The sequence below is a fragment of the Brevundimonas sp. genome (assembly GCF_035998205.1).
Lineage (GTDB): Bacteria > Pseudomonadota > Alphaproteobacteria > Caulobacterales > Caulobacteraceae > Brevundimonas.
On record NZ_DASYHT010000006.1, the window covers coordinates 409,966 to 423,317 of the forward strand.

Below are 13,352 nucleotides of genomic sequence, written 5' to 3' on the forward strand. Positions count from 1 at the left end.
CCCCTGATGCGGGACGGGATCGCGGCCCCCACCGGCAAGGACATGCTGGGGTGGGTGGCGCGCGGCGAGGTCGGCATGGCTGCCGGCGTGATCGGCGTCATCCTGCTGCTGATCCTGCCGATCCCGCCGTTCCTGATGGACATGCTGCTGGCGATCTCCCTGATCTCCAGCGTGCTGATCCTGATGACGGCGCTGATGATGAAGAAGCCGCTGGACTTCGCCATCTTCCCGACGGTCCTGCTGGTCTCGACCCTGTACCGTCTGGGCCTGAACCTGGCCTCGACCCGGCTGGTGCTGACCAGCGGCCACGAGGGCGGCGACGCCGCCGGCGCCATCATCGAGGCCTTCGGCGCGCTGATGATGAGCGGCAGCTTCATCATCGGCGTGATCGTCTTCGCCATCCTGCTGGTGGTGAACTTCGTCGTCATCACCAAGGGCTCGACCCGGATCGCCGAGGTCAGCGCGCGCTTCACCCTGGACTCCATGCCGGGCAAGCAAATGGCCATCGACGCCGACCTGTCGTCGGGCCTGATCGACGAGGCCGAGGCCAAGCGGCGGCGCAAGGAGCTGGAGCAGGAATCGACCTTCTTCGGGGCCATGGACGGCGCCTCGAAGTTCGTCCGCGGCGACGCCGTCGCCGGTCTGATCATCGTCTTCATCAACGTCATCGGCGGCATCCTGATCGGCATGCTGCAGCACGGCATGGACGCGGGGGCGGCGGCCACCACCTACATCCAGCTGACCATCGGCGACGGTCTGGTCACCCAGGTGCCGGCCATCATCATCTCCATCGCCGCCGGCTTCCTGGTGTCGAAGGCGGGGGTCGAGGGCTCGGCCGACAAGGCGCTGGTGCAGCAGCTGGCGACCAACCCGGTCAGCCTCGGCGTGGTCTCGGCGGCCTCGGGCCTGATCGGCCTCATCCCGGGCATGCCGATCCTGCCGTTCGCGGCCCTGTCGCTGGGGGCCGGCTTCATGGCCTGGCGTCTCGGCCGGGCCCGGCTGAAGCCGAAGGTCGAGCCCGTGGTCGAGACCCGCCCGGCGGAGGACGTGGAGGAGCCGATCGGCACGGCCCTGGCCATCGACGAGGTCAAGATCGAGCTGGGCTACTCGTTGCTCGGGCTGATCAACGAGCTGGAGGGACGTCGCCTGACCGACCAGGTGCGCGCCCTGCGCCGGGCCCTGGCCCAGGAGTACGGCTTCGTCATGCCGCCGGTGCGCATCCTCGACAACATGCGCCTGCCGACCCAGGGCTACGCCATCCGCATCAAGGAGATGGAGGCCGGCGCCGGCGAGGTGCGTCTCGGCGCCCTGATGGCCATGGATCCGTCCGGCCGCCAGGTCGAGCTGCCCGGCGAGCACACCCGCGAGCCGGCCTTCGGCCTGCCGGCCACCTGGATCGACGAGAGCCTGCGCGAGGAGGCGACCTTCCGCGGCTACACCCTGGTGGACCCGTCGACGGTGGTGACTACCCACCTGACCGAGATCCTCAAGGACAACATGGCCGACCTGCTGTCCTACGCCGAGGTGCAGAAGCTGCTGCGCGAGGTCGGGCCCGAAGAGAAGAAGCTGGTCGAGGAGCTGATCCCCTCGGTGGTCAGCACCACCACCTTGCAACGGGTGCTGCAGGCCCTGCTGCGCGAGCGGGTGTCGATCCGCGACCTGCCGACCATCCTCGAGGGGCTGGCCGAGGCGGCGGCGCACACGCCCTCGGTGACGCAGCTGGTTGAGCACGTGCGGGGCCGGCTGGCGCGTCAGCTGTGCTGGCAGCATCGCGGCGACGACGGCGCCCTGCCGATCGTCACCCTGTCGCCCGACTGGGAACAGGCCTTCGCCGAGAGCCTCATCGGCCAGGGCGAGGACCGTCAGCTGGCCATGGCCCCGTCCCGCCTGCAGGACTTCATCCGCGCCGTGCGCGACGTGTTCGAGCGCGCCGCCATGTCCGGGGAGACGCCGGTGCTGCTGACCGCGGCCCACAGCCGACCGTTCGTGCGCTCGATCATCGAGCGCTTCCGCGGCCAGACCGTGGTGATGAGCCAGAACGAGGTGCACCCGAAGGCGCGCCTGCGGACGGTGGGCCAGGTCTGATCAGACCCGCCGCCGGCCCAGGTCCCGCACCATGGCGATCCGGCGGGCCGTCCGTTCGGGGCTTGCGCCCTCGACCAGGCCGATCAGGGTCGTGCGGACCGGGGTGACACCACAGAAGTTCAGGATGTTGCGCGCCAGACTCTTCACCGTGTGGGCGCCGTACCAGAGCCTGTAGAACGCCGACGGCATGCCCATGGTGACAATCACCCGGGCCGACTTTCCTTTCAGTCCTCCCGGGGCGGTGCGGGGTTCCGGGACCGCGAAGCCGGGCCTCAGGGTCTGCTCCAGATAGGCCTTCAGCGCGGCGGGCATGTCGCCCAGCCAAAGGGGATACACCAGCACCAGATGCTCTGCCCGGCGCAGGTCGTCCTGCAGCCCGGCGATGACCTTCGGCGCGGGCGCTTCCCAGTCGGCGCGTCTTTCCAGCGGCGGCAGGCGCAGGTCGGCGATCCGGTGCACCTGGACCTCGGCCCCGGTCGTGCGGGCTCCGTCGGCATAGGCGGCCACCAGCGCGTGGCCGAGGCGATCCGCCGACGGGTCGGGGTGGCCGTCGATGATCAGGATGCGGTCCGGTCTTTTCATGGAGATCTCCCGTCGAGACCTCTCCTGTGCCGGCGTCCGGCGTCGCGCGCCTTGACCCAGGTCAGACGTGGCTACTCGGCCCGCACCCAGCCGCCATCGGTGGTGGCGGTGTTGGCGGCCGGGTTGGCCGGGCGGGCGATCAGGCCGGACTGGGTCAGCCAGACCTCATAGGCGGCCCCGTCGGCCATCGGCATGTAGGCGGCCGAGCCGTACAGGGTGTCGACGGCGTCGACGTGGCGGCTCATGCGGCGGGCCACCAGCCAGGCGTCGAGGTCCCAGGGCTGGCGCTCCGCCGCGGCCGGCAGGGTCAGGTCGTGGGCGGTGCGCTCGGCGGTGAGCTCCTGTTCGACGCTGCGGTAACGGCCCGACAGGCGCTCCAGCCGGTACTGGGCGTTCAGCCCCAGCACATTGGCCCACGGCCGCCAGCGCAGCACCTGGGCCTCGATCCGCCACTCGTCCCCGGCCAGCGGCAACGCCCGGGAGGTTCCGTCCGGCAGGGTCAGGGTGGCGTCGAACCGCTGCGGGCCGGTCTGGACCAGGCTGATGGCGGCCACCGGCTGTTCGTAGGTGAGCCGCTCCCATGTCTGCAGGTTCATGCCGAACAGGGCGATGGCGGCGCCGCCGGCGAGAATGCCGCCGCCCCCGATCGCGCCCAGGAATCCGCTCAGGATCCGGCCGCGGAACAGGGCCGACAGGCCGGTTCCGAGGAACACCACACCGATGAACCCGAGCAGTCCCGGGAAAATCCACCACCACCAGACCATGCCGTCGCCTCCCTGCGGACCAACATCCTAAACCGAAGATGCAACCGCGGCGAAGCTTGTGCGTTCCGGCCCGGTCGGAAGGGGACTACACGGCGGCCATGACAGACGATCAAGCCCGGCGCCTCGGGGCGCTGCTGCGCTTCCTGCGAACGCCGTCCCTCGGCCGGACGGTGGGCGCGCTGCTGGCCGCCGCCTTCCTGTTGCTGCTCGGGGCAAATGTTTTGACCTTTGTCATGGTGCGCCAGACCACGGCGCTCCAGGCGGCGGTGGAGCACACCCAGGAGGTCCGCCTCACCGCCCAGCGCGTCCTGACCCTGACGGTCGACGCCGAGACAGGTCAGCGCGGCTATCTGCTGACCGGGCGGCCGCAGTATCTGGCGATCTACAACGAGGCGCTGGAATCCTTGCCCGGCGAACTCGACACACTCGAAAGAAGGGTGGCGGACAACCCGGCGCAGACGGCAAAGGCGCGGCGGATCCGCTACATCGCCGATGAGCGCCTGCTGACCCTGCGGCGCGGCGTCGAACAGGCGGCGACGGGCCGGATCGGCGAGGCCGTGTCGCTACTGCGGTCCGGACGCGGCAAGATCCTGATGGACGCCATGCGGGCCGAGGTGGCGGCCCTGGACGCGGAGGAGGCGCGGCTGCTTCAGGCGCGCAACGCCGCCGCCGCGCGCTCCGCCACCGCCACCCTGGCGGTCAACGCCGTGACCGTGGCGCTGATCATGGCCCTGGCGGTGGTGTGCGTCTGGCTGGTACGGCGCTACCTTTCCGACGTGGAGGCGGCGCGCGCGGCGCTGGATCGCGCCAACGCCGGGCTGGAGGCCACCGTGCGCAGCCGCACCGCCGACCTTGTCCGCGCCAATGAGGAGATCCAGCGCTTCGCCTACATCGTCAGCCACGACCTGCGCGCGCCGCTGGTCAATGTGATGGGCTACACCTCGGAGCTGGAGCAGGCAGGCGAGGTGCTGGGCCGGCAGATCGCCGCCGTCGAGCGCGACGCCGCCGACCTGCTCGACGCCGAAGCGGCCCGCGCGGTGCGCGAGGACGTCCCCGAGGCGATCGGCTTCATCCGCGCCTCCACGACCAAGATGGACCGGCTGATCAACGCCATCCTCAAGCTCTCCCGCGAGGGGCGCCGGAACCTGACGCCCGAGCCGCTGGACGTGGGGCGGCTGGTGCAGGGCATCGCCGACAGCGTGCGCCACCAGACCGACGCGGCCGGGGCCCGCATCGAGATCGGCGACCTGCCCGGGATCGAGAGCGACCGGCTGGCCATGGAGCAGGTGTTCGGCAACCTGATCGACAATGCCGTGAAGTACCTCGACCCGGCGCGCCCGGGCCTGATCGAGGTCAGCGGCGCCGATGTCCCCGGCGGCTGGACCGTGTTCGAGATCCGCGACAACGGCCGGGGCGTGTCGGCGCGAGACCATGAGCGCATCTTCGAACTGTTCCGCCGCTCCGGGCGTCAGGACCGGCCTGGCGAGGGGCTCGGCCTCGCCTTCGTGCGTAACAGCGTGCGCCGACTTGGCGGCGTCATCGAACTGGAGTCGGAGCTCGGCCAGGGGTCGACTTTCCGGCTCAGATTTCCCAAACGGCTCGTCATCGAGCGCTCCGGAGACGCCCTATGACCGCTGCCGTGAAAATTCTGATGATCGAGGACGACGAGGGGCACGCCAAGCTCATCGAAAAGAACATCCGTCGCGCCAACATCGCCAACGAGATCGTGCATTTCGCCGAGGGCGGGGCGGCGGTCGACTATCTGTTCAGCGAGGAGGTGCGCGCCAACGGGCCGCTGCTGATCCTCCTCGACCTGAACCTGCCGGACATGTCGGGCATCGACATCCTGGCCCAGGTGAAGGCCGATGAGCGCCTCAAGCGCGCCCCTGTGGTGGTGCTGACCACGACCGACGACAAGGTCGAGATCCAGCGCTGCTACGACCTCGGCTGCAACGTCTACATCACCAAGCCGGTGGACTATGAGGCCTTCGCCACGGCGATCCGGCAGCTCGGCCTGTTCCTGTCGGTGATGCAGGCCCCGGAGATCGAGTAGGCGCATGATCCCCTTCGAGGCCCCGGTCCGTCTGCTCTACATCGATGACGACCGGGCGCTGGCGCGGCTGGTCGAGAAGGACCTTGCGCGGCACGGGGTCGAGGTGGTCTGGGCCGAGCATGGCGACGCCGGGCTGGAGCGGTTGCAGGCCGAGGTCTTCGACGCCTGCGCGCTGGATCACTACATGCCGCTGCGCGACGGGCTGGACGTGCTGCCGGACATCCTCGCCCTGCCGGAACCGCCGCCGGTGATCTATGTCACCGGGGCCGAGGACGGGCGCATCGCCGTGGGCGCCCTGCGCGCCGGCGCGGCCGATTACGTCATGAAGGACGTGTCCGAGGATTTCACCGCCCTGCTGCGCGCGGCGGTCGGCGACGCGGTCGCCCGCCGCCGGCTCGAACAGGCCAACGCCCGGGCGCTGGAGGAGGTGCGGCAGGCCCGCGACCGCGCCGAGGCCCTGCTGCGCGAGGTCAATCACCGGGTCGGCAATTCGCTGCAGCTGGTGTCCAGCTTCATGTCGCTGCAGCACCGCGAGCTCAAGGACGAGGGCGCCCGCGCGGCGCTGCGCGAGGCCCAGGCGCGGATCGAGGCGGTCGCCCATGTGCACCGCCGGCTCTATACCTCCGCCGATGTGACCACGGTGGCGATGGAGGAGTATCTCGCCGGGCTCGTGGAGGAGCTGACCCGCTCCATCGGGGCCGAGGACCGGGCCGTCACCATCGCCCTGCAGGCCGAGCCGATGCGCCTGCCGACGGACCAGGCTGTGTCGCTCGGCGTGGTCGTGACCGAGCTGGTCACCAACGCCGTGAAGTACGCCTACGCCCCCGGTCAGGCCGGCGAGATCCGGGTGCATCTGCAGGCCGAGGGCGAGCACCACGGGGTGCTGGTGGTCGAGGATGACGGGGCCGGCATGGACGGGGGCGCGCCCAAGGGCACGGGGCTCGGCGGCAAGATCATTTCGGCCATGGCGCGCGGGCTGAAGTCCGCCGTGGAGTTCGATACCTCCCATCGGGGGGTGCGGGCCCGGCTGGCCTTCGAGCGCTGCCCGTGCGGCTGACGTTCGGGCCGGACGGCGACGGCTATCGCCCGCGGCCGGCGGCCTTCGGGCTGGCCGTACGCGACGGCCGCCTGGCCTGTGTCGAGATCGACCGGGGCGAGGGGCCCTACCTCGACCTGCCGGGCGGCGCGCTCGATGGCGATGAGGCCGAGGCCGAGGCCCTGATCCGCGAGTTCCGCGAGGAGACCGGCCTCGGGGTGCGCCCGCTGATCCGGATCGCCGAAGCGGCGCAGCGGTTCCACCGCACGGACGGCGAGGCGCTGGAGAACCGGGCCGGCTTCTGGACGGTCGAGGTCACCAGCGACACCGGGGCCGGACCGTCGGAGCCGGATCACCGGCTCGTCTGGCTTGCGCCGGTCGAGGCGCTGCAGGGGTTGCGACACGAGGCCCATGCCTGGGCGGTGACGGTCTGGCTGCGCCGGAGCTGAGCTTTATGGAACGGCCCCGTCCGCCGGCCGCTTCTGATGCAGGTGTCCGCACTCGCGGATGTCACCCGCAACAGGAGAACGACATGAACAGCGACCGGATCGAAGGCGCCGCGAAGCAGGCCGAAGGCAAGCTCAAGGAAGGCGCCGGCAAGCTGAGCGGCGACGAGAAGCTGAAGGCCGAGGGCCGCATGGACCAGGTCGAAGGCAAGGTCCAGAATGCCGTCGGTGGCGCGAAGGACGCCGTGGACGGCAAGCGCGCCTGACGACGATCAGTCGTCGCGGCGGCCGAGTCTCAGGCTCAGCCCGCCGCGCGACTCGCGTTGATTGACCGGCCGGCACTCGGAGCTGAAGCCCTCCGGGGTCGGCCGGTTGCTGCATTCCTGCTCCACCAGCACCGGGGCGTCCGCCCGCGCGCTACGCCGCTCGGGGCCGCAGATCACGCCGCCGCCAGCATCGGCGGGCCGGCAGTTTTCGACCGTGGCCGGACGAAGGGCGGGCGGCAGATCCTCGCCCAGCGCCTCCGCGAGCTGGCGTCGAACCCGGCCCTGACACGCCTCCAGCGCCTCTTCGCCCCGGACCAGCGGGCTGCACTGGGCGCGCTCGTAGCCGAACGGGTTGGTCAGGGCCCAGGCCGGCAGGGGCGTCGCCTCCGGCGCAGCCGTCTGGATCAGAGCCAGGGCGAACAGGGGGGCCAACATGCGAATCTCCTCGGCCGGGGCGGACGCGCTATTTCGCGAGGGCGCGCATGGCGGAATCAAGGCCGGCGAGGGTCAGCGGGAACATCCGCTCCTCCATCACCTCCCGCACCAGCCCCACCGACGGGGTGAAGCGCCAGTGCCGCTCAGGCACCGGATTGAGCCAGACGCACTTCTCCCACTGCTTGACGGCCCGGTTCAGCCAGACGGCGCCGGCCTCCTCGTTCCAGTGCTCGACCGAGCCGCCGGGCATCGTGATCTCGTAGGGGCTCATGGTGGCGTCGCCGACGAACACGGCGCGCCAGTCGCCGGGGTACTTGTTGAGCAGGTCCCAGGTCGGCGTCTGCTCGCTGTGGCGACGCCGGTTGTTCTTCCAGACGCCTTCGTACAGGCAGTTGTGGAAGTAGAAGAACTCGAGGTTCCGGAACTCGGTCCGGGCGGCCGAGAACAGCTCCTCGCAGAGCTTGATGTGGGCGTCCATGGAGCCGCCGACGTCGAGGAACAGCAGCACCTTGATGGTGTTGCGTCGCTCGGGCCGCATGCGGATGTCGAGCCAGCCCTGGCGCGCGGTGCCGTCGATGGTGCCGTCGATGTCCAGCTCGTCCGGCGAGCCCTGGCGGGCGAAGCGGCGCAGCCGGCGCAGCGCCACCTTGATGTTGCGGGTGCCCAGCTCGACCGAGTCGTCGAGGTTGCGGTACTCGCGCTTCTCCCAGACCTTGACCGCGCGGCCCTGTTTGCCCGGGCCGCCGATGCGCACGCCCTCGGGGTTGTAGCCGCCGTGGCCGAAGGGGCTGGTTCCGCCTGTGCCGATCCATTTCGAGCCGCCCTCGTGCCGCTCGCGCTGCTCCTCCAGCCGCTTGCGCAGGGTCTCCATCAGTTCATCGAAGCCGCCCATCGCCTCGATCTCGGCCTTCTCCTCATCGCTGAGGTAGCGGTCGTTGAGCTGGCGCAGCCAGTCCTCGGGGATGTCCGCGGTGACTTCCTCTCCGGCGCCGACCCGCTCGATGCCCTTGAACACCTGGCCGAACACCTGGTCGAAGCGGTCGTAGTGCTTCTCGTCCTTGACCAGCACCGCGCGGGACAGGTGGTAGAAGTCCTCGACCGCCATGCCGGCGCCCGGCCCGACCACGCCGCGGTCCATGGCCTCCATCAGATGGAGCCACTCCTTGGGCGAAACGCGCACCCGGACGTCGCGCAGGGCGGTGAAGAAGGGCAGGAGCATCAGAGGCTCGCCAATGCAGCTGACAAAGAGGGAATATCCTGGCTGGCTATAGCCCACAGCACAGCGAAATCGGCAGAGCCATAATCGTGCGCCAGCCGGTGGCGCAGACTTATCATGCCTCGCCAGTCGATCTCCGGGAGTTTCGAGATCACCGCAGGGGAAAGGCGGCTTGCAGCTTCTCCGATGAGCAGCAGGCGAAAGGCCGTCGCATCACGCCGGAGGGGATCGCTCTCGAACTCCGCCTGCGTCAGTTCGCCGATGTAAAGCTCGATCAGGCCAATGGAGTGTCGAATGTCGATGATGAGGGCCAGATCAGACGACAACGGCGTCCCTCATCACGGCAGCCTTGAGGTGGGGATTCCGCAGGCCGTTTGACGTGAGGAGATCAACACTCAGGCCAAGCGAGTCCTGAATGTCTTCCGCGAGGCTGTAGAAGCGCAGGCCCAGCGGCTTCGACAGATCCACCAGCAGGTCCACGTCGCTGTCCGGGCCGGCCTCGTCGCGGGCGTAGCTGCCGAACAGGCGCAGGTTGACGATGCCCTGTTCTTCCAGCCAGGGCTTGAGCTCGCGCAGCCGGGTGAGCAACTCGTCGCGGGTCATGCCGCGATCCTACCCTATCCGCGCCGCAGGATGAACTCGTCGTCGCGCCAGCTGCCGACCGGGTACTGGTACTCCCCGGCCTTGTCGAAGCCGTAGGCGGCGTAGAGCTTCCGGGCCTTGAGGTTGCCGCTCCAGACCCCGATCCACAGCGGGCCGGCGGTGTGGGCCACCATCCAGTCCAGCGCCAGGGTCAGCAGCCGCGTGCCGAGGCCCAGGCCCTGGGCGGCCTTGCCCACATAGAGGCGGCGCAGCTCCATATGGTCCGGCCGGGCGTCCGGGTGGGGCAGGGTGTTGGGTCCGGCGTTGGCGAAGGCCAGCAGTTGACCGTCCCGCTCGGCCACCCACCAGGCGGCGCCCGGCTCCTGCAGCTTCGCGGCGATCGCTTCGGGGCTGAAGCTGGCGTCGAGGAAGGCCGTCAGGTCCGCCTCGGGATAGGGGATGCCGAAGCCCTCGACGAAGGTGTCGAGGAAGGTCTGCCGGCCGAGGGCGCCGAGGGCGGCGGCGTCGTCGGGGCGGGCAGGGCGGATCAGGGGCTCGGTCATGCGTCGCGCCTACTCCCTCGCCCGGCAGGCGACAAGCGCGCGGCGCAGGCCTAGAGTCCGCCCATGACTGTCGCCGTCTTCAGCCATCCCGACATGATCGCCCACCAGCCGGGCGAGGGGCATCCCGAGCGCCCGGCGCGCCTCGCCGCGGTGATGTCGGCCCTCGCCGACGCCGGGCTCGACCGCGACCTGCGCAGCGCCTCGGAAGCCGCCGTCGCCGATCTGATCCGGGTGCACCCGCCGGCCCATGTCGAGCGTCTGCTGGCGGCAGGACCGGCCGAGGGCGTCACAGCTCTGGACGCGGACACCCTCCTGTCGCCGGGCAGCCTGCGCGCGGCGCGTCTGGCCACGGGCGCGGCGATCGACGCCGTGCGCGCCGTCGCGGCGGGCGAGCTCGACCGCGCCTTCGCAGCCGTGCGCCCGCCGGGGCACCACGCCGAGCCCGACCGGGCCATGGGCTTCTGCCTGTTCTCGAGCGTGGCGGTGGCGGCGCGGGTCGCCCAGGCCGAAGGGCTGGCGCGGGTGGCGGTGATCGACTTCGACGTCCACCACGGCAACGGCACCCAGGCGGCGTTCGAGGCCGACCCGACGCTGTTCCTCGGCTCGCTGCACCAGTGGCCGCTGTATCCGGGCACCGGCGCCGAGGACGAGACCGGCGTCGGCAACATCGTCAACGCCACGGTCGAGCCGCATGCGCCGCGGGAGCGCTGGCGCGCCGCCCTGGCCGGGCGGCTGATGCCGGCGCTCGACGCCTTCGCCCCGGACCTGATCCTGATCTCGGCCGGGTTCGACGCCCACCGCCGCGATCCGCTGGCGCACCAGAGCCTGGAGGCCGAGGATTTCGCGTGGGCCACACGCGCCGTGCTGGAGGTCGCGCGGGCCCGCTGCGGCGGCAAGGTTGTGTCCTCCCTCGAGGGGGGCTACGACCTTGAGGGTCTGGGCCGTTCGGCGGCCGCCCATGTGGCGGCGCTGGGCGAGGGGTAGGGGACGCCCATGAGTCTGATTTCAAAGGCCTGTCTGGCGTCTTATGGCCGCTGATCACCTCGCTTTTCAGGATTCGCCCGGGGCGACTCGGGCGGTGGTCCCGGTGCGCCCGGGGGCCATCATCCTTGCGCGTCATGGCGAGCCGGCCCTGTCGCGCAAGTGCATGATCAGCGCGCGTCAGTACGGCGACTGGTGGGGCAGGTACGAGGTCGGGGGATTGCGCGCCGGCCAGACGCCGCCGGCTGAACTCGTCGCCGCCGCCGAAGGGGCCGGGGCCATCTACGCCTCGAGCCGTCCGCGCGCGCTGGAGACCGCCGCCGCCATCTGCAACGGCCGGGAGGTGATGGTCGACGCCCTGTTCATCGAGGCGCCGCTGCCGCCGCCGCGCCTGCCCGACTGGATCCGCCTGTCGCCCCGCTGGTGGGGCGTGGTGTCGCGCTGCTGGTGGTACCTGTCGGACCGTCACCACCAGGAAGAGACCCGCGTCGAGGCCGAGGTCCGGGCTGAACAGGCCGCCCAGGTGCTGATCGGCCGGGCCGAGAGCGGCGAGGATGTGCTGGTGCTGGCGCACGGCTACTTCAACCATATGGTCGGCCGCCGCCTGAAGGCGGATGGCTGGCGCCTGGTCCACAATCAGGGCTTCAAGTACTGGTCGCAACGACGCTTCGAGAAGCGCTGATCCGCCGATCCCGCATTGCCGCCTCCGGTGACGCCCTCTAGGGTCGGCGTCCAGACGCGCCGCGTTCTTGCCGCCCGACCAGGACCATGACCGACACGCCCGCCCCCTCTGCCGTTCCTGCCGACCTCAGCTTCGAGGACGCCCTCGCCCAGCTGGAGCGGATCGTCGCCGAGCTGGAATCCGGCCAGGCTCCGCTGGAGCGGTCGATCGAGATCTACGAACGGGGCGCGGCGCTGAAGGCCCACTGCGAGGCGCGGCTGAAGGCGGCCCAGCTGCGGGTCGAGCAGATTGTGGTCGGGGCCGGCGGCGAGGCCCGCGGCGTCGAGCCCGCGAGCTTCACATGACGGCGGCGGCCGCCCCGATCGGCTGGGATGATTTCGCCCGGGTTGATATCCGGCTGGGCCGGATCGTCGAGGCCGAGCCCTTCCCCGAGGCGCGCAAGCCGGCGTTCAAGCTGCGGATCGACTTCGGTCCGGAACTGGGCGTGAAGAAGAGCTCGGCCCAGATCACGCGCCACTACCGGCTGGACGAGCTGGTCGGGCGCAAGGTGGCCGCTGTGGTCAACTTTCCGCCGCGCCAGATCGGGCCCTTCATGTCCGAAGTGCTGACGCTCGGGTTTCCTGATGCGGAGGGCGAGGTGGTGCTGGTCGGGGTCGACCGGGACGCCGAGATCGGGGGGCGGCTGTTTTGACCGTGATCGCCATGCCCCCTTCCGCCCATGAGCGCGTCCGTCAGCGCGTGGCCGAGGTCGCAGATCTCGTCACCGTGGCGCTCGACGAGCTGCTGCCCCGTGTCGAGGGGCCCGAGTCGCGCCTGACCGAGGCCATGCGCTATGCGGCGCTGGGGCCGGGCAAGCGCCTGCGTCCATTCTTCGCGCTGGAGGCCTCGCGCTTCTTCGAGGTCGACGAGCGCGCCGTGCTGCGCGCCGCCTGTGCGCTCGAGTGCGTGCACGCCTATTCGCTCGTCCACGACGATCTGCCCTGCATGGACGACGACGACATGCGTCGCGGGCGCCCGACCCTGCACCGGGCCTATGACGAAGCCACCGCCGTGCTGGCCGGGGACGCCCTGCAGACGGCAGCCTTCGACATCCTGCTCGATCCCGAGACCCACGAGGACGCCGAGATCCGCTGCGAACTGGCGGCGCGCCTGTCGCTGTCGTCCGGCGCGCGCGGCATGGCCGGCGGCCAGATGCTGGACCTGATGGGCGTGCGCGACGACCTCGGCGGCGTCGCGCGCATGCAGCGGCTCAAGACCGGCGCCCTGTTCAGCTACGCCTTCGAGATCCCGATCATCGTCGCCCGGGTCGGGGACCCCTACCGCGCGGCCCTGATGAACTTCGCCCACGACATCGGCCTGGCCTACCAGATCGTCGATGACCTTCTGGACGCCGAGGGCGACGAGGACCTGCTCGGCAAGGCGGCGCAGAAGGATGCCGCCCAGGGCAAGACGAACTTCGTCACCCTGCTCGGCGTCGAGGCGGCGCGTCAAAGGGTCGCCCATCTGGCCGATCAGGCGCGCGGGCATCTGGACCTTTTCGGCGCGGAGGCCGAAAACCTCAAGGCGAGCGTGGATTTCGTCCTGAAGCGCCGCTCGTGAGGAAACAGGCCCCCGCCGAGGGGTTATAGTCAGCCCATAAGGCCCGAGCCGGAAACATCCGA

General features: G+C 70.4%; 18 protein-coding genes. 11 read left to right on the plus strand and 7 right to left on the minus strand.

What is annotated here, in order from left to right; all coding sequences use genetic code 11:
- The first annotated feature begins 6 nt into the window (after nucleotides 1-6).
- Nucleotides 7-2,085 (plus strand): flagellar biosynthesis protein FlhA, encoded by a 2,079-nt coding sequence (gene flhA / locus VGN74_RS11915; RefSeq protein ID WP_327449490.1) that lies wholly within the window; start codon nucleotides 7-9, stop codon nucleotides 2,083-2,085.
- Here the strand turns inward: flhA and VGN74_RS11920 are convergent, their stop codons facing one another.
- Together VGN74_RS11920 and VGN74_RS11925 are read right to left on the minus strand one after the other, a co-directional pair.
- Entirely contained in the window at nucleotides 2,086-2,667 is a 582-nt protein-coding gene (locus VGN74_RS11920; RefSeq protein WP_327448457.1) for an NAD(P)H-dependent oxidoreductase, read from the minus strand.
- A 71-nt stretch (nucleotides 2,668-2,738) separates the two neighbouring features.
- Entirely contained in the window at nucleotides 2,739-3,431 is a 693-nt protein-coding gene (locus VGN74_RS11925; RefSeq protein WP_327448459.1) for a hypothetical protein, read from the minus strand.
- A gap of 98 nt (nucleotides 3,432-3,529) precedes the next feature.
- Between VGN74_RS11925 and VGN74_RS11930 the strand changes: the two genes are divergently transcribed.
- The 5 genes from VGN74_RS11930 to VGN74_RS11950 all read left to right on the plus strand — a co-directional run bounded on the left by VGN74_RS11930 (nucleotide 3,530) and on the right by VGN74_RS11950 (nucleotide 7,232).
- Nucleotides 3,530-5,062 (plus strand): sensor histidine kinase, encoded by a 1,533-nt coding sequence (locus VGN74_RS11930; protein WP_327448461.1) that lies wholly within the window; start codon nucleotides 3,530-3,532, stop codon nucleotides 5,060-5,062.
- The gene (locus tag VGN74_RS11935) at nucleotides 5,059-5,484 is read left to right on the plus strand and encodes a response regulator (protein WP_327448464.1); all 426 of its coding nucleotides are present in this window, start codon (nucleotides 5,059-5,061) and stop codon (nucleotides 5,482-5,484) included. Before VGN74_RS11930 ends, VGN74_RS11935 begins: the two co-directional genes overlap by 4 nt.
- Nucleotides 5,485-5,488: 4 nt before the next feature.
- Nucleotides 5,489-6,541, plus strand: coding sequence for a sensor histidine kinase (locus VGN74_RS11940; protein ID WP_327448466.1), 1,053 nt, complete (start codon nucleotides 5,489-5,491; stop codon nucleotides 6,539-6,541).
- Entirely contained in the window at nucleotides 6,532-6,969 is a 438-nt protein-coding gene (locus tag VGN74_RS11945; protein WP_327448468.1) for an NUDIX domain-containing protein, read from the plus strand. The genes VGN74_RS11940 and VGN74_RS11945 overlap by 10 nt, the downstream gene beginning before the upstream one ends.
- Nucleotides 6,970-7,052: 83 nt before the next feature.
- Entirely contained in the window at nucleotides 7,053-7,232 is a 180-nt protein-coding gene (locus VGN74_RS11950; protein WP_327448470.1) for a CsbD family protein, read from the plus strand.
- Between the two features lie 6 nt (nucleotides 7,233-7,238).
- On the opposite strand, the gene VGN74_RS11955 is transcribed toward VGN74_RS11950, so the two are convergent.
- The 5 genes from VGN74_RS11955 to VGN74_RS11975 are packed head-to-tail and all read right to left on the minus strand — an operon-like array spanning nucleotide 7,239 to nucleotide 10,028.
- Complete coding sequence (locus VGN74_RS11955) at nucleotides 7,239-7,667, minus strand: hypothetical protein (RefSeq protein WP_327448472.1); 429 nt, start codon at nucleotides 7,665-7,667, stop codon at nucleotides 7,239-7,241.
- Nucleotides 7,668-7,695: 28 nt separating this feature from the next.
- A complete protein-coding gene (locus VGN74_RS11960; protein ID WP_327448474.1) occupies nucleotides 7,696-8,886 on the minus strand; it encodes a VWA domain-containing protein in 1,191 nt (396 codons plus the stop codon).
- Entirely contained in the window at nucleotides 8,886-9,209 is a 324-nt protein-coding gene (locus tag VGN74_RS11965; protein ID WP_327448476.1) for a DUF86 domain-containing protein, read from the minus strand. Before VGN74_RS11965 ends, VGN74_RS11960 begins: the two co-directional genes overlap by 1 nt.
- The gene (locus VGN74_RS11970) at nucleotides 9,199-9,486 is read right to left on the minus strand and encodes a nucleotidyltransferase family protein (RefSeq protein ID WP_327448477.1); all 288 of its coding nucleotides are present in this window, start codon (nucleotides 9,484-9,486) and stop codon (nucleotides 9,199-9,201) included. Before VGN74_RS11970 ends, VGN74_RS11965 begins: the two co-directional genes overlap by 11 nt.
- Nucleotides 9,487-9,500: 14 nt before the next feature.
- Nucleotides 9,501-10,028 (minus strand): GNAT family N-acetyltransferase, encoded by a 528-nt coding sequence (locus VGN74_RS11975; RefSeq protein ID WP_327448479.1) that lies wholly within the window; start codon nucleotides 10,026-10,028, stop codon nucleotides 9,501-9,503.
- A gap of 63 nt (nucleotides 10,029-10,091) precedes the next feature.
- Between VGN74_RS11975 and VGN74_RS11980 the strand changes: the two genes are divergently transcribed.
- The 5 genes from VGN74_RS11980 to VGN74_RS12000 all read left to right on the plus strand — a co-directional run bounded on the left by VGN74_RS11980 (nucleotide 10,092) and on the right by VGN74_RS12000 (nucleotide 13,290).
- Entirely contained in the window at nucleotides 10,092-11,012 is a 921-nt protein-coding gene (locus VGN74_RS11980; protein WP_327448481.1) for a histone deacetylase family protein, read from the plus strand.
- Between the two features lie 94 nt (nucleotides 11,013-11,106).
- Nucleotides 11,107-11,691: a histidine phosphatase family protein gene (locus VGN74_RS11985; RefSeq protein WP_327448483.1), complete on the plus strand. Its 585-nt coding sequence runs from the start codon at nucleotides 11,107-11,109 to the stop codon at nucleotides 11,689-11,691.
- Nucleotides 11,692-11,777: 86 nt separating this feature from the next.
- Nucleotides 11,778-12,035, plus strand: coding sequence for an exodeoxyribonuclease VII small subunit (locus VGN74_RS11990; RefSeq protein WP_327448485.1), 258 nt, complete (start codon nucleotides 11,778-11,780; stop codon nucleotides 12,033-12,035).
- On the plus strand, nucleotides 12,032-12,382 hold the full coding sequence (locus VGN74_RS11995; protein ID WP_327448487.1) for a tRNA-binding protein: 351 nt from the start codon (nucleotides 12,032-12,034) through the stop codon (nucleotides 12,380-12,382). Before VGN74_RS11990 ends, VGN74_RS11995 begins: the two co-directional genes overlap by 4 nt.
- Before the next feature lie 11 nt (nucleotides 12,383-12,393).
- Nucleotides 12,394-13,290 (plus strand): farnesyl diphosphate synthase, encoded by an 897-nt coding sequence (locus VGN74_RS12000; RefSeq protein ID WP_327448489.1) that lies wholly within the window; start codon nucleotides 12,394-12,396, stop codon nucleotides 13,288-13,290.
- Nucleotides 13,291-13,352 lie beyond the last annotated feature (62 nt).

Bases quoted from the DNA above. Each gene is read 5' to 3' on its own strand.
- flhA (WP_327449490.1), top strand. From the start codon at position 7: ATGCGGGACGGGATCGCGGCCCCCACCGGCAAGGACATGCTGGGGTGG.
- VGN74_RS11920 (WP_327448457.1), bottom strand. From the start codon at position 2,667: ATGAAAAGACCGGACCGCATCCTGATCATCGACGGCCACCCCGACCCG.
- VGN74_RS11925 (WP_327448459.1), bottom strand. From the start codon at position 3,431: ATGGTCTGGTGGTGGTGGATTTTCCCGGGACTGCTCGGGTTCATCGGT.
- VGN74_RS11930 (WP_327448461.1), top strand. From the start codon at position 3,530: ATGACAGACGATCAAGCCCGGCGCCTCGGGGCGCTGCTGCGCTTCCTG.
- VGN74_RS11935 (WP_327448464.1), top strand. From the start codon at position 5,059: ATGACCGCTGCCGTGAAAATTCTGATGATCGAGGACGACGAGGGGCAC.
- VGN74_RS11940 (WP_327448466.1), top strand. From the start codon at position 5,489: ATGATCCCCTTCGAGGCCCCGGTCCGTCTGCTCTACATCGATGACGAC.
- VGN74_RS11950 (WP_327448470.1), top strand. From the start codon at position 7,053: ATGAACAGCGACCGGATCGAAGGCGCCGCGAAGCAGGCCGAAGGCAAG.
- VGN74_RS11955 (WP_327448472.1), bottom strand. From the start codon at position 7,667: ATGTTGGCCCCCCTGTTCGCCCTGGCTCTGATCCAGACGGCTGCGCCG.
- VGN74_RS11960 (WP_327448474.1), bottom strand. From the start codon at position 8,886: ATGCTCCTGCCCTTCTTCACCGCCCTGCGCGACGTCCGGGTGCGCGTT.
- VGN74_RS11970 (WP_327448477.1), bottom strand. From the start codon at position 9,486: ATGACCCGCGACGAGTTGCTCACCCGGCTGCGCGAGCTCAAGCCCTGG.
- VGN74_RS11975 (WP_327448479.1), bottom strand. From the start codon at position 10,028: ATGACCGAGCCCCTGATCCGCCCTGCCCGCCCCGACGACGCCGCCGCC.
- VGN74_RS11980 (WP_327448481.1), top strand. From the start codon at position 10,092: ATGACTGTCGCCGTCTTCAGCCATCCCGACATGATCGCCCACCAGCCG.
- VGN74_RS11990 (WP_327448485.1), top strand. From the start codon at position 11,778: ATGACCGACACGCCCGCCCCCTCTGCCGTTCCTGCCGACCTCAGCTTC.
- VGN74_RS11995 (WP_327448487.1), top strand. From the start codon at position 12,032: ATGACGGCGGCGGCCGCCCCGATCGGCTGGGATGATTTCGCCCGGGTT.
- VGN74_RS12000 (WP_327448489.1), top strand. From the start codon at position 12,394: ATGCCCCCTTCCGCCCATGAGCGCGTCCGTCAGCGCGTGGCCGAGGTC.